This window comes from Rhizobium sp. ZK1 (assembly GCF_047782645.1).
GTDB lineage: Bacteria > Pseudomonadota > Alphaproteobacteria > Rhizobiales > Rhizobiaceae > Rhizobium.
Map to the genome: position 1 here is coordinate 439471 of NZ_CP180586.1, position 19966 is coordinate 459436.

Annotated in this window: 22 protein-coding genes; 12 read left to right on the forward strand and 10 right to left on the reverse strand. The window is 60.8% G+C overall.

What is annotated here, in order from left to right; translation table 11 throughout:
- Nucleotides 1-13: 13 nt before the first annotated feature.
- Nucleotides 14-865 carry a LysR family transcriptional regulator gene (locus ACK9YZ_RS02260; protein WP_416065535.1) on the forward strand — a complete coding sequence of 284 codons (852 nt, stop codon included), beginning with the start codon at nucleotides 14-16 and terminating at the stop codon, nucleotides 863-865.
- 3 nt (nucleotides 866-868) lie between these two features.
- Here ACK9YZ_RS02260 and ACK9YZ_RS02265 read toward each other — a convergent pair whose 3' ends face one another.
- Complete coding sequence (locus ACK9YZ_RS02265) at nucleotides 869-1765, reverse strand: LysR family transcriptional regulator (protein ID WP_416065536.1); 897 nt, start codon at nucleotides 1763-1765, stop codon at nucleotides 869-871.
- Nucleotides 1766-1901: 136 nt separating this feature from the next.
- On the opposite strand from ACK9YZ_RS02265, the gene ACK9YZ_RS02270 reads away from it, so the two are divergent.
- The 4 genes from ACK9YZ_RS02270 to ACK9YZ_RS02285 all read left to right on the forward strand — a co-directional run bounded on the left by ACK9YZ_RS02270 (nucleotide 1902) and on the right by ACK9YZ_RS02285 (nucleotide 6399).
- Nucleotides 1902-3341 (forward strand): FAD-linked oxidase C-terminal domain-containing protein, encoded by a 1440-nt coding sequence (locus tag ACK9YZ_RS02270; protein ID WP_416065537.1) that lies wholly within the window; start codon nucleotides 1902-1904, stop codon nucleotides 3339-3341.
- Complete coding sequence (locus ACK9YZ_RS02275) at nucleotides 3338-4537, forward strand: FAD-binding protein (protein ID WP_416065538.1); 1200 nt, start codon at nucleotides 3338-3340, stop codon at nucleotides 4535-4537. The genes ACK9YZ_RS02270 and ACK9YZ_RS02275 overlap by 4 nt, the downstream gene beginning before the upstream one ends.
- A 71-nt stretch (nucleotides 4538-4608) precedes the next feature.
- Nucleotides 4609-5919: a glycolate oxidase subunit GlcF gene (gene glcF / locus ACK9YZ_RS02280; protein WP_416065539.1), complete on the forward strand. Its 1311-nt coding sequence runs from the start codon at nucleotides 4609-4611 to the stop codon at nucleotides 5917-5919.
- Nucleotides 5920-5958: 39 nt separating this feature from the next.
- Nucleotides 5959-6399 carry a hypothetical protein gene (locus tag ACK9YZ_RS02285; protein WP_216757136.1) on the forward strand — a complete coding sequence of 147 codons (441 nt, stop codon included), beginning with the start codon at nucleotides 5959-5961 and terminating at the stop codon, nucleotides 6397-6399.
- A 16-nt stretch (nucleotides 6400-6415) separates the two neighbouring features.
- Here ACK9YZ_RS02285 and ACK9YZ_RS02290 read toward each other — a convergent pair whose 3' ends face one another.
- The 3 genes from ACK9YZ_RS02290 to ACK9YZ_RS02300 form a co-directional block, all read right to left on the reverse strand.
- Nucleotides 6416-7096, reverse strand: a complete 681-nt coding sequence (locus ACK9YZ_RS02290; RefSeq protein ID WP_416065540.1) for an outer membrane protein — start codon at nucleotides 7094-7096, stop codon at nucleotides 6416-6418.
- 121 nt (nucleotides 7097-7217) lie between these two features.
- Nucleotides 7218-7889 (reverse strand): L,D-transpeptidase, encoded by a 672-nt coding sequence (locus ACK9YZ_RS02295; RefSeq protein WP_216757138.1) that lies wholly within the window; start codon nucleotides 7887-7889, stop codon nucleotides 7218-7220.
- Nucleotides 7890-8024: 135 nt separating this feature from the next.
- Nucleotides 8025-8777, reverse strand: a complete 753-nt coding sequence (locus ACK9YZ_RS02300; RefSeq protein WP_416065541.1) for a L,D-transpeptidase — start codon at nucleotides 8775-8777, stop codon at nucleotides 8025-8027.
- Nucleotides 8778-8986: 209 nt separating this feature from the next.
- On the opposite strand from ACK9YZ_RS02300, the gene ACK9YZ_RS02305 reads away from it, so the two are divergent.
- Both ACK9YZ_RS02305 and ACK9YZ_RS02310 read left to right on the forward strand, forming a co-directional pair.
- The gene (locus tag ACK9YZ_RS02305) at nucleotides 8987-9616 is read left to right on the forward strand and encodes a DNA-3-methyladenine glycosylase I (RefSeq protein ID WP_216757140.1); all 630 of its coding nucleotides are present in this window, start codon (nucleotides 8987-8989) and stop codon (nucleotides 9614-9616) included.
- Nucleotides 9613-10110, forward strand: coding sequence for a hypothetical protein (locus ACK9YZ_RS02310; RefSeq protein ID WP_216757141.1), 498 nt, complete (start codon nucleotides 9613-9615; stop codon nucleotides 10108-10110). Before ACK9YZ_RS02305 ends, ACK9YZ_RS02310 begins: the two co-directional genes overlap by 4 nt.
- 66 nt (nucleotides 10111-10176) lie before the next feature.
- On the opposite strand, the gene ACK9YZ_RS02315 is transcribed toward ACK9YZ_RS02310, so the two are convergent.
- On the reverse strand, nucleotides 10177-10881 hold the full coding sequence (locus tag ACK9YZ_RS02315) for an HAD family hydrolase (protein ID WP_183728933.1): 705 nt from the start codon (nucleotides 10879-10881) through the stop codon (nucleotides 10177-10179).
- A 255-nt stretch (nucleotides 10882-11136) separates the two neighbouring features.
- On the opposite strand from ACK9YZ_RS02315, the gene ACK9YZ_RS02320 reads away from it, so the two are divergent.
- Nucleotides 11137-12186 carry an aldo/keto reductase gene (locus ACK9YZ_RS02320; RefSeq protein ID WP_416065542.1) on the forward strand — a complete coding sequence of 350 codons (1050 nt, stop codon included), beginning with the start codon at nucleotides 11137-11139 and terminating at the stop codon, nucleotides 12184-12186.
- 53 nt (nucleotides 12187-12239) lie between these two features.
- On the opposite strand, the gene ACK9YZ_RS02325 is transcribed toward ACK9YZ_RS02320, so the two are convergent.
- From ACK9YZ_RS02325 to ACK9YZ_RS02335, 3 genes are all read right to left on the reverse strand, one after another.
- Nucleotides 12240-12599: a DUF305 domain-containing protein gene (locus ACK9YZ_RS02325; protein WP_416065543.1), complete on the reverse strand. Its 360-nt coding sequence runs from the start codon at nucleotides 12597-12599 to the stop codon at nucleotides 12240-12242.
- A gap of 71 nt (nucleotides 12600-12670) precedes the next feature.
- Complete coding sequence (locus ACK9YZ_RS02330; RefSeq protein ID WP_416065544.1) at nucleotides 12671-13033, reverse strand: hypothetical protein; 363 nt, start codon at nucleotides 13031-13033, stop codon at nucleotides 12671-12673.
- Between the two features lie 40 nt (nucleotides 13034-13073).
- Nucleotides 13074-13832: a hypothetical protein gene (locus ACK9YZ_RS02335; RefSeq protein ID WP_416065545.1), complete on the reverse strand. Its 759-nt coding sequence runs from the start codon at nucleotides 13830-13832 to the stop codon at nucleotides 13074-13076.
- A gap of 135 nt (nucleotides 13833-13967) precedes the next feature.
- On the opposite strand from ACK9YZ_RS02335, the gene hisS reads away from it, so the two are divergent.
- From hisS to hisG, 3 genes are read left to right on the forward strand one after another with little or no spacing between them, the layout of a single operon-like run.
- Complete coding sequence (hisS, locus tag ACK9YZ_RS02340; protein ID WP_416065546.1) at nucleotides 13968-15482, forward strand: histidine--tRNA ligase; 1515 nt, start codon at nucleotides 13968-13970, stop codon at nucleotides 15480-15482.
- Between the two features lies 1 nt (nucleotide 15483).
- On the forward strand, nucleotides 15484-16605 hold the full coding sequence (locus ACK9YZ_RS02345) for an ATP phosphoribosyltransferase regulatory subunit (protein ID WP_183728951.1): 1122 nt from the start codon (nucleotides 15484-15486) through the stop codon (nucleotides 16603-16605).
- Nucleotides 16602-17297, forward strand: coding sequence for an ATP phosphoribosyltransferase (gene hisG, locus ACK9YZ_RS02350; RefSeq protein WP_416065547.1), 696 nt, complete (start codon nucleotides 16602-16604; stop codon nucleotides 17295-17297). Before ACK9YZ_RS02345 ends, hisG begins: the two co-directional genes overlap by 4 nt.
- 70 nt (nucleotides 17298-17367) lie before the next feature.
- Here the strand turns inward: hisG and ACK9YZ_RS02355 are convergent, their stop codons facing one another.
- Nucleotides 17368-17796: a DoxX family protein gene (locus ACK9YZ_RS02355; protein WP_416065548.1), complete on the reverse strand. Its 429-nt coding sequence runs from the start codon at nucleotides 17794-17796 to the stop codon at nucleotides 17368-17370.
- A 204-nt stretch (nucleotides 17797-18000) separates the two neighbouring features.
- Here ACK9YZ_RS02355 and ACK9YZ_RS02360 point away from each other — a divergent pair, with 204 nt between their 5' ends.
- Nucleotides 18001-18711: a glutathione binding-like protein gene (locus ACK9YZ_RS02360; RefSeq protein WP_416065549.1), complete on the forward strand. Its 711-nt coding sequence runs from the start codon at nucleotides 18001-18003 to the stop codon at nucleotides 18709-18711.
- Nucleotides 18712-18779: 68 nt separating this feature from the next.
- Here ACK9YZ_RS02360 and ACK9YZ_RS02365 read toward each other — a convergent pair whose 3' ends face one another.
- Entirely contained in the window at nucleotides 18780-19226 is a 447-nt protein-coding gene (locus ACK9YZ_RS02365) for a hypothetical protein (RefSeq protein WP_183802127.1), read from the reverse strand.
- Between the last annotated feature and the right edge of the window lie 740 nt (nucleotides 19227-19966).

Sequence of the window (19966 nt, forward strand, 5' to 3'; positions counted from 1 at the left end):
TGGAATTAAGCACTTGGAATGGAGCGACCTGAAACTCTTCCTGGCTATTGCCCGGCTTGGAACGCTGGGCGCCGCCGCCCGCAGCCTCGGCCTGACCCAACCGACCATGGGACGCCGGCTGCGGGCGCTTGAGGCTTCGCTTGGCCAGACGCTTTTCCAGCGCACGGCCGAAGGCTTCGTGCTGACGGATGAAGGAGCGACGGTCTTTGCCCATGCCGAACGCATGGAGGAGGAAGCACTCGGGTTGGAACGAGAGCTCGCCGGCCAGAACAGGCAGCTTGACGGCTTGCTGCGGCTCTCTTCTTCGGACTGGTTCGGCGCCCATGTCCTGTCGCCAGTTCTGGCGGAATTTTCGGCCGCCTATCCCAAGGTCGTCATCGAACTCCTGACCGACAGCCGGCTTCTCAGCCTCTCACGACGCGAGGCCGATATCGTCTTCCGGATTGCGCCTTTCGCTGAGACGGAGGTCATATCCCGCAAGCTCCTGCATATCGATTATGGTCTCTACATCCGCCGCGGCTTGCCGCATCCGGAGGCGGGTGATGGCACGGGCTCCCGGTTCGTCACCATGGACGAGGCCTTCGGCGGCATGCCCGATGTCGGCTGGCTGCGGCGGCTGTTGCCGAAGGCCGATATCACCATGCGCAGCAACAACAGGGATGTGCAGGCGACCCTCTGTGCCAGAGGCGCCGGTCTTGCCGTCCTGCCGCGGCCGCTTGGCGATGCCATTCCGGCCATCGAGCCGGTCGATCTTGGCGAAGCGCCGCCCGGACGCGACACATGGGTCGGCTATCACCGTGACATGCGGCGGCTGGCACGGCTGAGGGCGCTGCTCGATCTCGTCATCGAACGGCTGGCGGATTAGCGCTCAGCGCTCCCAGTAGGGAACCGGGCCGTAGAGCTCGGCCAGAAAATCGATGAACAGCCGAACCTTGGCCGGCAGGAACTGCCGGCTCGGATAGACCGCCGAGAGCGTGACATTGTGCGAGCCCTCATAGGCCGGCAGCACCTGCACCAGCTTGCCGTTCTTCAGCTCCTCGCCGATATCCCAGGTGGAGCGCAGCGCAATGCCGAGGCCGGCAATCACCGTTTCGCGGATTACCTCGCTGGAATTGGTGATCAGCATGCCCTCCGGTCGCAGGCTGAAGGCCCCATCCGGGCCGTCGAGCCGCCAGACGTCGTTGTTGTGAGCCGGCAGGCAGCGGTGCTGTTTCAACTCTTCGATATGTTTTGGCATGCCATGGGCGGCGACATAATCAGGTGAGGCGCAGAGCACGCGGCGCACGGGCGCCAGCCGACGTGCGACAAGGCTGGAATCGGTCAGCTCCGCAATGCGGATGGCGAGGTCGAAGCCGCCGCCTATGATATCGCTGAACTCATCCGTCAGCGCCAGGTTGATGACGAGCTCTGGATGCGCCTCCATAAAGGCCTTCAGATGCGGCGCGATATGCATCCGCCCGAAGGAGGTGGGGGCGGAGATCTTCAGCGTACCGTGCATCTGCGCCGAGCGGCCGGAAATATAGAATTCCGCCTCTTCCAGCCCCGCCAGAATGCCGAGTACGCGGTCGTAAAAGCCCTGGCCGGCTTCCGTCAGCGAGATCTGCCGCGTTGTACGCTGCAGAAGCCGTGTGCCGAGCCGGTCTTCCAGCCGCTTGATGCGCTTGGAAACGACAGCAGGGGAAAAGCCGAGCGCGCGGCCGGCGAGCGACATGCTGCCGGTCGAAACGACCTTGGCAAAGATTTCGAGATCACCCAGATTGGTCATAAGCTTTTATAACTTTTTCCCTTTTGGCATAAGTGCTTAACATTTGCGCCGGTTTCGGGAAAGTGCTAAGCCGAAGGAACCGTTCGCAGGGAGGATTTGCGGCCGGTTTCCGTGATGCCGGCCGAGGGAGAACGCCATGTCCGACGCCATTTCGTTTCTCGCTCCACGTCCCGATGTCCTGGCGCGCCGCAAGGAAATCGTTGCCGATCTCATCGATCTCCTGCCGCCGGAATGTCTGATCCATGAAGTGCGCGAACTCGTGCCCTTCGAGACGGATGCCTTCGTTTCTTACCGCCGCCTGCCGCTCGCCGTCGCCCTGCCACGCTCGACGGCGGAAGTGGCAACCGTTATGAAATACTGTCATCGCTACGGCATTCCGGTTGTCCCGCGCGGCGCCGGCACCTCGCTTTCGGGCGGTGCGATCCCGCAGGAAGATGCGGTTGTGCTCGGCCTGTCGAAGATGAACCGCATCCTCGAAGTCGACTTCGCCAATCGCTGCGCCGTCGTTCAGGCCGGTGTCACCAATCTCAACATTTCGGAAGCCGTCTCTGCGGATGGTTTCTTCTATGCGCCGGACCCGAGCTCCCAGCTCGCCTGCACGATCGGCGGCAATATCGGCATGAATTCCGGCGGCGCACACTGTCTGAAATATGGCGTGACGACCAACAACCTGCTCGGTGTCAAGATGGTGCTGACCGACGGCACGGTGATCGAGCTCGGCGGCAAGGCGCTGGATGCAGCAGGCTACGATCTGCTCGGCCTCGTCTGCGGCCATGAGGGCCAGCTCGGCATCGTCACCGAAGCGACCGTGCGTCTCATCGCCAAGCCGGAGGGTGCCCGCCCGGTGCTGTTCGGTTTCGAAAGCTCCGAGGAAGCCGGCCGCTGCGTGGCCGATGTCATCGCCGCCGGCATCATTCCCGTAGCCATCGAATTCATGGACAAGCCGGCGATCGAAATCTGCGAGGCCTTCGCCCATGCCGGCTACCCGCTCGATGTCGGCGCGTTGCTGATCGTCGAGGTCGAAGGCTCGGAAGCGGAAATGGACGACATGCTGAAGAGCATCGTCGATATCGCCCGCACCCATGGGGTCAAGACGGTGCGCGAATGTCAGTCGGCGACTGAGGCAGCACTCATCTGGAAGGGCCGCAAGTCTGCTTTCGGCGCCACCGGCCGCATCGCCGATTACATTTGCATGGATGGCACTGTGCCGCTGAGCCAGCTTTCGCATGTGCTGCAGCGGACGTCGGAGATCGTCGCAAGTTACGGCCTGCGCGTCGCCAATGTCTTCCATGCCGGCGACGGCAACATGCATCCGCTGATCCTCTTCAATGCCAATGATCCCGAGGATGCCGCCAAGGCCGAAGCGGCCGGCAACGATATCCTGAAGCTCTGTGTCGATGCTGGCGGCTGCCTGACCGGCGAACACGGCGTCGGTATCGAGAAACGTGACCTGATGCGCCATCAATATTCCGAGGCCGATCTTGCCCAGCAGATGGCGGCACGCGCCGCCTTCGATCCGCAATGGCTGCTGAACCCTTCCAAGGTCTTCCCGCTCGAGGGGCGTTCGGCCGCATGATCGATCTGGTGCCGGCAAGCGAAGAGGAAGCCGCAGCAATCATCCGTGCACATGCACAAGAGGGCCGTGCGCTCGCCATCAGCGGCGGCGACACGCGCTCGGGCTTCGGCAATGCCGTCGAGGCGGAGGATCGCCTGCGCTCGACCGGCCTTTCCGGCATTGTTGCCTATAATCCCGGTGAAATGGTGATGACCGCAAAGGCGGGCACGCCGCTTGCCGAAGTCCAGGCATCGCTGGCCGAAAACAGCCAGATGCTTGCCTTCGAGCCCATGGATCACCGCGCCCTGATGGGCACGTCGGGTGAACCGACCATCGGCGGCGTCTTTGCCGCCAATGTCTCCGGTCCGCGCCGCTTCGTGGCGGGTGCGGCGCGCGACAGCCTGCTCGGCATCCGCTTCGTCAATGGCAAAGGCGAGATCATCAAGGCCGGCGGCCGGGTGATGAAGAACGTCACCGGTCTCGATCTGGTGAAGCTGCTGTCCGGCTCGCACGGCACGCTCGGTTTGATGACAGAGGTGACTTTCCGCGTGCCGCCGCGCCCCAAGACTGAGGAAACCATCGTCATCTCCGGTCTCAGCGATGCCGAGGCCGCAAATGCCATGGCCGCAGCCATGGCTCTGCCGGTGGAAGTCTCGGGTGCCGCCCATCTGCCGTTGACCGTGACCTGGAAATTCCTCGGCGGCAAGCTGCCGGAGGGGGAGGCGACAGTGCTGCGCATCGAAGGCCTGCCCGGTTCGGTTGACTCACGCGCGGCAAAGCTTCTGTCGTCGATGGGGTCGTTCGGTCAGGCCACGAGGCTCGATGCGGCTGCCAGCCGGCAGATCTGGCAGGAGATCCGCGACGTGGCACCCTATGCCGATGGAACCGCACGGCCTGTCTGGCGCGTGTCCATGGCGCCGAACACCGGCCATCAGCTTGTTGCGGCCTTGAGGCTCGAAGCCGGCGTCGATGCCTTCTATGACTGGCAGGGTGGCCTCATCTGGATGCGCATGGAAGCCGATCCGGAGGCCGATCTCGTGCGCCGCTTCGTCAAGGCGCTTGGCGGCGGTCATGCGACGCTGGTCCGTGCGCCCGCCAATGCGAGGGCGGCGATATCGGCCTTCCATCCCGCGGAAGAGGCCGTGGCATTATTGTCGCGTCGTGTGAAGGAAAAGTTCGATCCGGCGGGGATATTCAATCCGGGCAAGATGGGATGATGGAGATGCTTGTTCCAGAGTATTCACGATCGGCGTCCTTTGTCTCCCCTTCGCCCCGGGAGATCGCGTGAATGCAGACCAACTTCACGCTCGCCCAGCTTGCCGATCCGCATGTGGCCGAATCCGAGCAGATCCTTCGCAAATGCGTACATTGCGGATTCTGCACCGCCACCTGTCCGACCTACGTCACCCTTGGCAACGAGCTCGACAGTCCGCGCGGGCGCATCTACCTCATCAAGGACATGCTGGAAAACGACCGTGCGGCCGATACCGAGGTCGTCACCCATATCGACCGCTGTCTCTCCTGCCTCGCTTGCACCACGACCTGTCCTTCCGGCGTCGATTACATGCATCTGGTCGACCACGCCCGGGTTCACATCGAAAAGACCTATAAGCGGCCGTTGATGAACCGGCTGACGCGGGCCATCCTGGCAGCGGTGCTGCCCTATCCCGGCCGCTTTCGGGCAGCGCTTGCGCTGGCCCGTATCGGCCGTCCCTTTGCCGGCCTGATGCGCGGACCCGCACTGAAACCCTTTGCCGCCATGCTGGCGCTTGCACCATCAAGCATCCCGGCGCCATCGCCTTTCGCCAAACCCGGCCGCCATGAGCCACAGGCCGAACGCCGCGGCCGCGTGGCGATCCTCACCGGCTGCGCGCAGCCCGTTCTCGATCCCGCCATCAACGAGGCGACCATCCGGTTGCTGACGCGCCTTGGTATAGAGGTCGTCGTTCCCGAGGGCGAGGCCTGCTGCGGTTCCTTGGTCCATCACATGGGACGCGAGGAACAGGCCTTGGTTTCGGCCCGCGCCAATGTCGATGTCTGGACCCGCGAGATCGAGGCCGGCGGCCTCGACGCGATCATCATCACTGCGTCCGGCTGCGGCACGACGATCAAGGATTATGGCCATATGCTGCGCCTTGACGCGGCCTATGCCGGTAAGGCGGCGCGCGTCTCGGCTCTTGCCAAGGACATCACCGAATATCTTGTTGGACTCGAACTGCCTGCGCACATGCCGAGGGGCATTACGGTTGCCTATCATTCCGCCTGCTCCATGCAGCACGGCCAGAAGATCACCATGGCGCCGAAGCATCTGCTCAAGGCGGCAGGTTTTACCGTTCGCGATCCGGCGGAAGGCCATCTCTGCTGCGGCTCGGCCGGCACCTACAACATCATGCAGCCGGATATTTCCGCAGCCCTGAAGACCCGCAAGGTCAAGAACATCGAGGCCACAAAGGCGGATCTCATCGCGACAGGCAATATCGGCTGCATCACCCAGATCAGATCGGGCACATCAACGCCGATCCTGCATACGATCGAACTCCTGGATTGGGCTTACGGGGGCTCTGTGCCTGAAAAATTAAGAGGTTTGCCGCTAGCCTGAAAGTACCGATTCATTGGCGGATCGCAGGGAGTTTTGGCTATGTGGCGCGGATTGATGGTGCTTGGCGTGTTGCTCGGCGCGGCTGGTGTGGCGCACGCCGATGTCAGATATTTCTGTTCTGCCGATGACAAGGACGTGCGCTTTACCCTAGAAAGCGCGTTTGAAGACGGCGGTGGCCACAAGCTCATCCATTTTCGCGGTGCGCTGATGCTCAAGGATGCTTCCAAATCCCAAAGCTTCAACAAGCGGATATTCGAATCGAAGGATCTCACGAACCGCTGGTCGCGCGATGGCGACCTGCGCCTGGAAGTCTTCGACACGGAACGTGATGATACTGGAAGCGAGACGCTGGATCTTGCGGTTCTCGCGGGCGAGCATGGCAAGCCTTCGCCGAATTTCGGTGGCACCTACGCGCTGCGGATCGAAAGCGGCGCCAGCTTCTTCGTTGTGGAAGGCAAGGTGAGCTGCGGCACGAAATAGTCGCGCAGCTCGAATTCTACCAGTGGTACGAGATACCGACGTTGACCGCGTTGGTGACGATGTTCGTCTTCAGGCGGTCGCCGCTGTCGATCGGAACGTCGACGCGCGAATAGGTGCCCTTGTATTCGACGAAGGTCGACCAGTGGTCGGTGACGCGTAAGTCGACGCCGGCCTGCGCCTGGAAGGTCACGCCGCCGAATTCGTAGTCGAAGGTCGTGCCCTGGGGACGGGTGACTTCGACATGCGGAATGTTCACGCCGACACCGGCACCGAGATAGGGTGTCCAGGGCCGCGCCGGGTCCTTGAAGCGGTAAAGGCCGTTGACCGTCACAAGGTTCAGGCCGTCGGTGAATTCGAAATGCGTCCAGCCCGGCGAACGCGCCATGGTTTCGTCGTCGGCATAGACCTTGTCATGGGTGTAGTCGAGCGACACGCCCCAGTTCGGCAGGTTGAAGTCGCCGAGCCACCAGGTGACACGGCCGCCGTAATAAGGCGGGCTGCCGAAGGACTTGCCTTCCCAGCCGGCGCTGAAGGAGGTGCCGTCGGAAACGTCGACGTGGCTGTGCGGTGCCGTCTGGTAACCGCCGTAAATGGAAAATTCCAGATCTTCGGCGGAAGCCGTGCCGGCAATCGATGCAAGAGCGGAAAACGCAATGCCTGCCAGAAGCGAGGTGGAAAGGCGCAATGCATATGACATTGAATATCCCCGAACGACCAAAAGGTTATCGGTTCGATTCATTGGCAGAGTTCTGTGTCACAATTTTAAAGAATAGAAAGGCGCATCCGAGTGCGCCTTTCATTTTTACCAGAAGCGTTGCTCAACCGCCGAACATGGTGCGCAGGATGTCGATGCCCTTGTCCTGGAAAGCGACGCTGCCCTGCTTGTTGCCGGGGCCGACGACGATGACCTTGGTGCCGACGGAAACGCGTTTGTAAAGATGCGACACGTCGTCGTTCATCATGCGAATGCAGCCGGAGGACATGTTGAGGCCGATCGTCCAGGGCTGGTTCGTGCCGTGAATGCGGAAGATCGTGTCGCGGCCGCCCTTGTAGAGATACATGGCGCGCGCGCCGAGCGGATTGTCCGGGCCGCCGGGCTGAACGGCGGGAAGATTGTGACCCGCACGCGCCTCGCGGGCACGCATCTCAGCTGGAGGCGTCCAACTCGGCCATTCGGCCATGCGCCCGACCGTCACAACGCCAGACCAACCGAAGCCGTCACGGCCGACGCCGATACCGTAGCGCGTGGCACGGTTATTACCTTCTACGAGGTAGAGAAACTTGTTGTTGGTGTCGACGATAACAGTGCCGGGCTTCTCGCTGGTGGTAAGGCGAACCACGCGCTTGCGGAACTGCGGCTTGATCTCGCGGGTCTGTTTGACGCCCCGCACGGCGTCAGTCGCGGTCATGACCGGCTCTGCGCTGACAGTCACTACCGTACAGGACAACGCAACGGCAGCCGCCGCCGCGAGCCTAAGAAATTGCTTCATTTTCGATACCCTCTCCTTCAGGACCGCTAGAGGCTAGTCAAATCGGTTTGAATTTCAAGTCGGAGAGGTGAGGGATACGATTTTTTGCAGGCCAGCGGTCGGCTGTTCTTGCCGCCCGCTGACCGTTATTTGCTCTTACATCACGATAACGCGGGTGCCGACGTTGACGCGATCGTAAAGGTCGACCACGTCTTCGTTGCGCATGCGGATGCAGCCGGAGGAGACGGCGCTGCCGATTGTCCAGGGCGCATTCGTGCCGTGAATGCGGTAGAGGGTGGAGCCGAGATACATGGCGCGGGCGCCGAGCGGATTTTCCGGGCCGCCATCCATGCGGGCAGGAAGATAATGGCCCTTGGCTGCTTCACGGCTCACCATTTCCGAGGGTGGCGTCCAGTCCGGCCACTCCGACTTGCGGGTGATCTTGTGGGCGCCGGCCCATTCGAAACCAGGCTTGCCGACACCGACGCCATAGCGGCGGGCCTTGCCACCATCCATAACGAGGTAAAGGAAGCGGTTGTTGGTGTCGATGACAAGCGTACCGGGCCTTTCCTTCGTGTCGTAGTCGACCATCTGCGGCAGGAACTGCGGCTCGACCTGTCCGCGGATGACGGGAACGCCGGGGCGGATGGCAGACACGGTCTGCGGCGCCGGCTGCGGCGCGCGCTGGATGACCGTGCGACGCTGCTGGAAAAGGCCGCGTTGCTGGTAGACGACCGGCCGCTGGTAGACGACGGGACGAACCCGGCCGCCGCCGAGCTGGTTGATCCAGGGAGCGGTGAGGTCAGGGCTCAGCACGACGGGTGGACGGGAGGCGTAGCGGTCGTCTGCAAGGGCGGCCGTGGACAGAATGCCGAGCATGGCTGCGGCAAGGACAAGGGGTTTCATCATCGGGCGGACTCTCTACAAATGACCGAAAATGCACTGGCGGAATTGTCCGCCTGCGATCATGCTGCCATTGCGCCCGCCAGCGAATGGTAAATGCGGATTCATGAAAAGACGAAGGACCGAATAAACTTTTCGTCAGGGTTATCGTTCGGTTTGGAAAGAAGGTTTGCAAATGGTAAAGCCGTGTTCGCAGGCAGCAAACGAGAAAAAATATGAGCGAAACCGGCATCATCATCGGCGAGGACGGCAAGAGCCGCTGCCACTGGCATGCGAATCTGCCTGATTATCTACGGTACCATGACGAGGAGTGGGGCAGGCCTGTCACCAATGATATCAGGCTCTTCGAGAAGATCTGCCTCGAAGGCTTCCAGTCCGGTCTTTCCTGGCTGACGATCCTGCGCAAGCGCGAGAATTTCCGCGCCGCTTTCGCCGCTTTCGATTTCGAGAAGGTGGCGCGCTTCGGCGACGAGGATATCGCCCGCTGCCTCGCCGATACCGGAATCATTCGCCATCGCGGCAAGATCGTCTCGACGATCAACAATGCCCGGCGCGCGATCGATCTGCGCAGTGAATTCGGCTCCCTGGCGCGCTATTTCTGGAGTTACGAACCTCGCCCCGAGGATCGGCCAGATATCGTCGACAGGGAGCATATCGTCGCCAACCCGACGACCGCCACGTCAGTCAGGATATCGAAGGATCTGAAGAAGCGCGGCTGGACGTTTGTCGGACCGACCACAGTTTATGCCTTCATGCAGGCTATGGGTCTCGTCAACGATCATCTCGAAGGCTGCTTCTGCCGCGCGGAAGTGGAGGCGATGCGCGCAGCATTGGTGCGCCCATGAAATCGCCCGTGAAATCAATTACCACCCTTGCCGCAGCACTTTTTCTGTCCGCCTCCGCAGCCCTTGCGCAGACGCCGCAGCTCGACCCCGGTGAGAAGCTCGAAAAGCTGCAGTTTCCGGCCGTGACCATGCAGCTGAAAGGCTGGACCAAGTTCGGCAACAGCCATGTCTATACGCTGCCGGTGCGCACCGGCCAGCATGTGAAGATCAGCTTCGAGACGAAGAGCAAATATGCCTTTCTCGCGATCTTCGACCTGTCGAAGCCCGATGACGAAGCCTTTTTCGGCACCGATGAGGACGGTACGAGCTACGAGACGACGGTCAAGGAAAACGCCACCTGGCTGCTGCGTCCCTATTATTCCAAGGTCTCCCCGCGCCGCGGGCTAGGCGCCCCCTATAGTATCCTGATCGAACCGCTTGCCGCAGCACCCCAGCCGACGCAACCGGCACCTGCCCAGCAGGAGCAGCCGTCCCTCTTTCCGAAGCGGAAATAGACCAGCAATTTCAGCAGCAAAACTGTGCAGCGGTTTTACGTTCGGAATTGCGCGGGAATAAGGAGCTTAATGTAATCCGTCGATCAGCCCGTGCAGTTCGCCGAGATGGCCGATCTTGCGGAAGCGCGGCGCCTCCTTTGGCTCCTCGACCCGCTCCAGCACCCAGGTCAGCTCATGCGGCACGAAGACGCCGTAGCTCCCGGCGGCGATGGCCGGCACGATATCGGACTTCAACGAATTGCCGACCATCATCGCACGCTCCGGCCCGTCGCCGACCTTTGAGAAGATGCGCCGATAAGTGACGGCCGTCTTGTCGGAAACGATCTCGACCGCATCGAAGTAGTCGCCAAGCCCGGATTGAGCGAGCTTGCGCTCCTGGTCGAAGAGGTCGCCCTTGGTGATCAGCACCAGTAGATATTTCCCCGCAAGCGTCTCCAGCGTATCGCGCACATGCGGCAGGGTCTCGACCGGATGGGACAGAAGGTCGCGTCCAGTATCGAGGATTTTGGCGATCACGCTGGACGGCACCTTGCCCTCGGTGACCTCGATCGCCGTCTCGATCATCGACAGCGTGAAGCCTTTGATGCCGAAGCCGTAATGGGCAAGATTGCGTTTCTCCGCCTCGAGAAGCCGTTCGGAAATCTTCGCTCCGTCGGCGAAATCGGTAAGAAGCCTGGTAAAATGCTCTTCCGTCAGCCGGTAATAATGTTCGTTCTGCCAGAGCGTATCATCGGCATCGAAGCCGATCGTCGTTAATGGTCGGGCGGTCATATGCGGACCTCTTGAAATGGCCCTGTGGAAAATAAAGAGATAATCTATTCTCGGCCTGTGTCGAGACAAGGGCGTTGCCCACGGGTCCGCACGATGCCGTGTTCCGTTGAAAAACGCCGGGTCGCGACCTACATGTAAGGTGCCTCACCTCGCAGCCAGCCCCGGCTGTTCCTGTCACGCGCAGGCCAATAATCAAAAAATAGAGTTCAGCGGTCCGCAAGCCCCATAGCGGCAGACACAAGGGATTTTCTCGACATGCGTTACAATCAACTCGGAAATACCGGACTTTTCGTATCTGAAATCTGCCTTGGCACCATGACCTTCGGTGAAGCCAAGGAAGGTACTCCTTGGGGTGCCATCGCCGATGTCGACCAGAAGGCAGCCGATGAGATCGTCCAGCGCTCGCTGGAGGCTGGCGTCAATTTCATCGATACTGCTGACGTTTATTCCTTCGGCGAATCCGAGCGGCTGCTCGGTCAGGCGCTGAAGAACCTCAACGTGCCGCGCAAGGATGTCGTCATCGCCACCAAGGTCTATGGCGTCATGGGCGACAAGCCGAACGACCGCGGCGCCTCGCGCGGCCACATCATGGACTCCGTCGAGGCCAGCCTGAAACGCCTGCAGACGGATCATATCGATCTCTACCAGATCCATGCGACCGACCCGGTGACGCCGATCGACGAGACGCTGCGCGCACTCGACGATCTCGTCGCCCGCGGCATGGTGCGTTACGTCGGCGTCTCCAACTGGCAGGCCTGGCGCATCGCCAAGGCGCTCGGCATTTCCGAGCGCAGGGATTATGCCCGTTTCGAGACTGTGCAGGCCTATTATTCGATCGCCGGCCGTGACCTCGAACGCGATATCGTTCCGCTGCTGCAGGAAGAAAAACTCGGCCTCATGGTCTGGTCGCCGCTCGCCGGCGGTCTTCTCTCGGGCAAATATGGTCCGGGCGCACCGGGCAATGGCGAAGGCCGCCGTGCCAATTTCGATTTCCCGCCAGTCGATAAGGACCGGGCCTGGGCCTGCGTCGCTGTCATGCGCGAAATTGCCGAAAAGCATGGCGTGAGCGTCGCCACCGTGGCGCTCGCCTATATCCTCGCCAAGCCCTTCGTCACGACCGTCATCATCGGCGCCAAGCGTGTCGAGCAGCTCGACCAGAACCTTGCCGCCGTCAAGCTGAAACTCGATGCCGACGAGATCAAGCGGCTTGATGAAGTCAGTGCGCTGGCTCCGGAATATCCGGGCTGGATGCTCTCCCGCCAGGCAGCCGGCCGCCGCCCGGCTGATTTCGAACCCAAAGCCTGATCAAAAAAAGGGCCGCTGCTCTGACGGCGGCCCTCGCATTTCTCGCGATGAGCTTACTTGGCGTGCTTCTTCAGCCAGGCATTCATCTCGGTGATTTCAGCCTCCTGTGCCTTGATGACGCTTTCGGCGAGCTTGCGGATCTCGGGATCTTTTCCGTATTGCAGCTCGATCTTTGCCATGTCGATCGCGCCCTGATGGTGAGGGATCATGCTGCGGACGAAATCCTCATCGGTATCGCCGCTCAATTTGATCATCATGTCCTTGTGCATCTTGTCATTGGCCTCTGTGAAGGCCTGGCTGGATGGATCATGGCCGCCCATGTGCTTGGACATGTCCATCGTTGACATATCCTCGGCAAAGGCCGGCGCTGCAAAGGCGATGAGTGCGGAAAGGGTCGTGATTTTCAGAGACATGAGAGTTCCTTCCTCTGTCTGACAATAGCTTGGAGTAACAGCTCACAGCTGCCGTTCTGTGAAAGAAATCGTCAGATAAAACGAGGAGGAGGCGCCTGCGGCGCGGGCCCGTTATCTCTGAGCGCGCGGTCGAGTGCGGGAGAAGGGTAGGCGAAAACCAGTTTACCGCCGGCGGCAATCAGATCAGCGACCGGCAGCACCATGCAGGCGGCACAGAGCGGCATATGCGCAGCGCTCGTGGAGCAGGGATCTTTCGCGGAATCGCTTTTGGCTGCCATATCGGGCTTGGCCATGCCTACCATATGATGGTGCGACGTGGTTTCTGGCTGGACCGCCATATTCATCGATGCGCAGGTCGGACAGCCCGCCCATGCCGACATGGTGCTGTAGACCAGCCAACCGAAGAACATTGTCATGAGGGCCAAAGCGCGCATGGGAAAAACATAGGCAGGTACAGGCAAAAAGCCAAGGACCTCACCAGGTGGCAATGACCTTGTGAACGATCTGGTAGTCGCGGCTTTCCTCGCCGAGCGGTGCGACGGGCCAGTCCCAGCCGGCCTTTGCCTTGGGCGGCGCAATGCCATGCAGCAGATCCGCGTCCTCATGCACTTTGCCGGTGCGGTCGATAACGGCATAGGAAATGTCCGTCAGCAGGCAGGTGCGGCAGGGCAGGTCTGCCACCCCTCGAAGATGTGCTGCGATCAGCCGTTCCACAGTATCCGCGGGCATCCCGGATGAGGCCTCCGCCTCGTATCGCCGCTTTACGCCGAGTCCGATCTGCGAGAGCAGATTGGCCGAGACGACGAAATCGAGATAGGGCACGCTGCGCAGGAAGCCGAGCGGTTCCGCTGCCTCTTTGGCTGCAAGCGCCTCATAGCCGGAAAGATCGCGTTCGATCAGCCGGACGTTCCGCGTGCCCTTGGTTTTCAGCCACAGGCGTACCGATGCCAGATGTACGAGATCGACCAAAACCACTGTGTCGAAGCTCTTCGCCAGCTCCTCGACCGGCACATCCCGGAGCAGTCCGGAGCCGAGCACGACGGCAGTCCGCCGCTGTGAAAGGCCCGCCATTGCAGTGCGAATGGCATTCTTGCAGCTCTCTTCATGCGCGGCCCAGTCCTTGCTGCAGCGACCGGCGCGTGACCAGAGATTGACCGAATAGCGGATATAGCGGCGGTGCGGGTTGCCCGTGAGCGCAAGTGTGGTGAGATACTGCAGGGCTTCCGCGATCATGGTGATATCCTGATATCTGGTCCTTTCCGCATCGATCAATCGATTCTGGTCGCCATATCAAGGCCCTTGCCCTTGCCGCTCCCCGCCCAATCCGCTAGGAAACCGCCACTATCACATAGGTGGAACTCCCCCGAAATGAACGACAGGCAGAAGAAACCACAAAAGCTCAAGGCCCGTCTTCCGCGCGGCTTCGTTGACCGGTCGGCAGCCGATATCCGAGCCGTCAACGAAATGACTGCGAAGATCCGTGAGGTCTATGAGCATTATGGTTTCGATCCGGTCGAAACGCCGCTGTTTGAATATACCGATGCGCTCGGCAAGTTCCTGCCGGACAGCGACCGCCCCAACGAAGGCGTCTTCTCGCTGCAGGACGATGACGAGCAGTGGATGTCGCTGCGTTACGACCTGACGGCGCCGCTCGCCCGCCATGTCGCTGAGAATTTCAACGAGATCCAGCTTCCCTACCGCACCTATCGCGCCGGCTACGTCTTCCGCAACGAGAAGCCGGGTCCGGGCCGCTTCCGTCAGTTCATGCAGTTCGATGCCGATACGGTCGGCGCACCGGGCGTTCAGGCCGATGCCGAAATGTGCATGATGATGGCTGATACGCTGGAAGCGCTCGGCATCAAGCGCGGCGACTATGTCATTCGCGTCAACAACCGCAAGGTTCTGGACGGCGTGCTCGAAGCAATCGGCCTCGGCGGCGACGACAAGGCCGGCCAGCGTCTCAACGTGCTGCGGGCCATCGACAAGCTCGACAAGTTCGGCCCTGATGGGGTGCGCCTGCTGCTTGGCGAAGGCCGCAAGGACGAATCCGGTGACTTCACCAAGGGCGCGAAACTCAACGACGATCAGATCGAGAAGGTCCTCTTCTTCGTCGGCATCAAGAACTATGCCGAAAGCGCCGTCCGGCTCGCCGAGCTGGTTGCCGGCACCGAGAAGGGCAGCGAAGGCGTCGAGGAACTGAATTTCATCGGCGCACTCGTCACCAGCGCCGGCTATCAGTCCGACCGCATCAAGATCGATCCCTCTGTCGTCCGCGGCCTCGAATATTACACCGGCCCGGTTTACGAGGCCGAACTGCTCTTCGACGTCACCAACGAAAAGGGCGAGAAGGTCGTTTTCGGTTCCGTTGGCGGTGGCGGTCGTTACGATGGTCTCGTGTCCCGCTTCATGGGCCAGCCCGTTCCGGCAACAGGCTTCTCCATCGGCGTCTCGCGCCTGATGACGGCGCTGAAGAACCTCGGCAAGCTCGGCCAGCAGGATGTCATCGAGCCGGTGCTCGTTACCGTCATGGATGGCGATGTCGAGGCCATGGGCCGCTATCAGCGCTTCACGCAGGAGCTTCGCGCCGCCGGCATCCGCGCCGAGATGTTCCAGGGCAACTGGAAGAAGTTCGGCAACCAGCTGAAATATGCCGACCGCCGCGGCTGCCCGATCGCCATCATCCAGGGTGGCGACGAGCGTGCGCAGGGCGTCGTCCAGATCAAGGATCTCATCGAGGGCAAGCGCCTCTCCGGCGAGATCGAGGACAACACGACCTGGCGCGAGGCGCGTGTGGCGCAGGAAACCGTTGCGGAAACCGATCTCGTCGCCAAGGTGAAGGAAATCCTCGCCGCGCAGGCGGAGGACCGGAAGAGGGCGGGCTGATATGGCCCTCATCAACCTTCCCGAATTCTCCGGCGAGCTTCTGGACGAATTCGCCGCCCGCAAGGCGGAGCGGATAGACACGCCGGTCATCCAGCCGGCCGAACCCTTTCTCGATATCGCCGGCGAGGATCTTCGCAGGCGCATCTTCATGACGGAAAGCGAAACCGGCGCCAGCCTGTGCCTGCGCCCGGAATTCACCATTCCTGTCTGTCTGCGCCATATCGAGAGCGCGACAGGCACGCCGAAGCGTTACTCCTATCTCGGCGAAGTCTTCCGCCAGCGCCGCGATGGCAGCAATGAATTCTATCAGGCCGGCATTGAAGATCTCGGCGATATTAACCTTGCGAGCGCCGATGCCCGCGCGATTGGCGATGCGGTTGGCATCCTGTCCCGCCTGCTGCCCGGCCGGCATCTCTCGGTGACAATAGGCGATCAGGCCGTGTTCGAAGCCGTCGTGCAGGCGCTCGGCCTGCCGCTTGGCTGGCAGAAGCGGCTGATCCATGCCTTCGGCAACATGATCCAACTGGAGACGCTGCTGGCGCGTCTCGTCAGCCCGCAATTCGTGACCGGCCTTGATGATGATGTCGCCCGGCTTGTCGGTGAGGATGATGAGGCGGCACTGGTTTCCTATATCGACGAGACGATGCAGGCGACCGGCTATTCCACAAACGCCAGCCGCTCGCCGCAGGAGATTGCCCGCCGCCTGAAGGAAAAGCTCGTCCTGTCCGAGACCCGGCTGGATGACGCCGCTTTCCAAGTGCTGGAGCAGTTCCTGTCGCTCAACGTGCCGCTTGTCAATGCATCAGCGGCACTTTCGCATTTCGCCGACGCGGCCGGACTGAAGCTCGGCAATGCGCTGGCGCGTTTCGATGGTCGCGTCGCAGCGATCGCCAATGCCGGCGTCGATCTGTCGCTTATCGAATACCGCGCCGCTTTCGGCCGTCCGCTCGATTATTATACCGGCCTCGTCTTCGAGGTGATGGTTGAAGGCTCCTCGGCGGTTCTGGCCGGCGGCGGCCGTTTCGACAGGCTGATGACCTTCCTTGGCGCCAAGGACCGCATTCCCGCCGTCGGCTTCTCCCTCTGGCTCGACCGTATCGAAACCGAAAGGGCCGCCGCATGACGATCACCATTGCGCTTCCCTCCAAGGGCCGCATGAAGGATGACGCCTCTGCGATCTTCGAGCGTGCCGGCATGAAAATCTACGCAGTCGGCAACGATCGCTCCTATCGCGGCCGTGTCGAAGGTTGGGACGATGTGGAAATCGCCTTCCTCTCGGCCTCGGAAATTTCCCGCGAGCTCGGCAACGGCTCGATCGATTTCGGCGTCACCGGCGAAGACCTCGTGCGCGAGGGACTGGCTGAAGCCGACAGACGGGTGGAATTCTGCGCCCGCCTCGGCTTCGGCCATGCCGATGTTGTCGTCGCCGTGCCGGAAATCTGGCTGGATGTCGATACGATGGCCGATCTGGTGGATGTCGCTGCCGATTTCCGCGCCCGTCACGGCCGGCGTCTCGCAATCGCCACGAAATACTGGCGCTTGACCCAGCAGTTCTTCTCCAGCCAGCACGGCATCCAGCTCTACCGCATCGTCGAGAGCCTGGGCGCCACGGAAGGCGCGCCGGCCTCCGGCTCGGCCGATATCATCGTCGATATCACCTCGACCGGTTCGACGCTGCGCGCCAATCACCTCAAGGTGCTCTCCGATGGCGTCATCTTGCGCTCGGAAGCCTGCCTGGTGCGTGCCCGCAAGGATACGCATGCCGATACGCCGACGGTGACGGCGATTGCCGAGGCTGTCCGCGCGGTTCTCTGAACCAAATTACTGAACATGCAAAACCCGCCGTCAGCAGACGGCGGGTTTTGCATTTTGGGAGGAGATGGAATTAGCGGGCAGCGACGGCCTGCAGGCCGCGGCGTGCATCAATCGAATAGGCACCGGCACCGACGGTGGCGAGCAGGATGTATGCGCCGGCCAGTGTGATGTTCTTCATGACCATGATCTGGTTGAGGATATTCACGAGTTCCGCGCCACTTGCGTAGGGCAGATGGAAGACAACGGCTGTAAATACGCAGAAGCCTGCGAGCAGCCAGCCGACGATGCGAACCTGGAAGCCTGTGAGAACCGCAAGGCCGGCCAGCAGTTCGAAGAGGCCTGCAGCATAGGCCAGGAGGGTTGCTGCCGGCAGGCCGGCACCGGCGATCATGCCCGCAGTACCGGCAGCATCGGTTATCTTGCCGAAGCCGGCAAGGATGAACATGAAGGACAGAAGAATGCGGGCGAGAAGGATGAGGGCGTTGTTCGTATTCGACATGGACGTTGCTCCGTTGAATGACTTTTGAGGTCTTGATGCCCCGGCACCGTGTTGGACCTCGGATGCCCTCTATCTCGCCTTTTTCTGACGTCAGGGAAAGATAAACGCCAGCGGACAGTTTGTTCACTAATACGAAACGATCGGGTGACTTGCCTTGCGGTGCAGGCGTCTTCTATGGTCGCCTCCTCACTATGGAGAACCCCGATGGCAGATCTTTCCGCATTCCCGATCACCAGCCGCTGGCCGGCGAAAAACCCTGATATTATTCAGCTTTATTCCCTTCAGACGCCGAATGGCGTGAAGATCTCTGTGGCGCTGGAGGAGCTCGGTCTGCCCTATGAGGCTCACTATGTTTCCTTCGCGACCACCGATCAGAAGACGGCTGAATTCGTCTCGCTGAACCCGAACGGCCGCATTCCCGCAATCATCGACCCCAATGGCCCGGACGGAAAGCCGATCGGCCTTTTCGAATCTGGAGCCATCCTGCTCTATCTGGCGGAAAAGACCGGCAAGCTGATCCCGGCTGATGCCGCGGGCCGCTATGAAACCATCCAGTGGGTCTTTTTCCAGATGGCCGGCATCGGCCCGATGTTCGGCCAGTTCGGCCATTTCTATAAATTCGCCGCTGACAAGGTCGCCAACAATTCCTATCCGGTGGAGCGCTATCGCGACGAATCCAAGCGCCTGCTCGGCGTGCTGGAAAGCCGCCTGCAGGGTCGCCAATGGATCATGGGCGACGAGTACACCATCGCCGACATCACCACATTCCCGTGGCTCCGCGGCGCCGACATCTTCTATGGTGGCCGCGAGGTGCTGGAATATGCGAAATTCCCTGCCGTCATGGATTGGCTGCAGCGCTGCATCGCCCGACCGGCGAGCGAGAAGGGCCTCAGCATTCCGGTGAAGCCCGCCTGACGGTCTTAGGATTGAAACAGAAAAGGCCGGTCGCGAGACCGGCCTTTTCTTGTGTCCATGCAGGCAGATTACTGCCGGCTGGCGATCTGGCTGGTACCTTCCAGCTTGAAGCGCGGGAAGATGAAAACGCCGACCATGCTGCCGCTGTATTTTTCCTCCAGCCCATTGGATTCGCCCATGCAAAAGAGCGGCTGACGGAAACCGTTCGGCATGATGATGGTCGTCGAGAAACAGAAGGATGAGGAAAGCGTCGCCGCCTGCTCGAAGAGCTGCAGGACGTGGTTGCGATCCCTGGTGTTATAGCAGCGCACCAGGCTCAACAGGCCGCATTCCTGCGCCGAGAGACCGTGCAGCATCGCGCTCCATTCTCCGAGCCTGATCACGCCTGTCGAAAAATCTCCGATCCAGCTTTCGGACACGGAAAACTGCGCCAACATTTCGTGATTATGATTGTTGTAGTCCAGCGAGCCAGGCATCAAGGGTGCGGCAGCATTGGCTTTGGCGATCTTAAACAAGGCGTTCCCCAATTCGGGTGCGGCTGCCCCGCCGCACACTCGGCAAACACAAAGAAACAGGATCACGTAGCGGCAGGCATCATGCCTGTGCTTGATCTCGCGGCAACAGTTGCTCGGCGGCACCTCAGATGGTCGCCGCACGAATGCCTTCCGCAAGATTTACTCTCGTATGTTCGCGGAGACCTTCGAAGCCCGAATGTTCACGCATTGGCCTTTGGCGTGCTCCGGTCTCGTCTGCGGCGAGTATTCTTCCGGGCTGGAACGTCAATTGCAGCGCGGATTTATAGGAGCTTTTGCGCAAACGGCAACGGCTTTTTCCGGGCGTTAGGCTGGCGTTATGACAAGGGTTTTCTGCAGATTTGTGGGTTTCACACTAATTTTGCGGCTGGAACTCAGCTTTTCATGCTGTGGAAACGGTTCCACTCTCCGCACAGCATGCAATCTTCGTAGGTTATGAGCTTTGCATCCGAATTCTTCGCAATTGAAAAATGTACCGTGGCGCAAGCTTCGCGAAAGCCTCGATCAAAAAATCACGCTTTCTGCCGCAGATTAAACGTTCAAGCGACTTATTAAACAAGGTGTTCTTCGAATCGCTTGAATAAAAGAAAGGGCGGCCCGAAGACCGCCCTTTCCTGAACTGAACCGGATGGCCCAGATGGATGACCAGAGCCTTACATCATGTCCATACCGCCTGTTCAGCGCGCTTGACGCGCTGAACCATCTTGGATGATGGGCGGTTT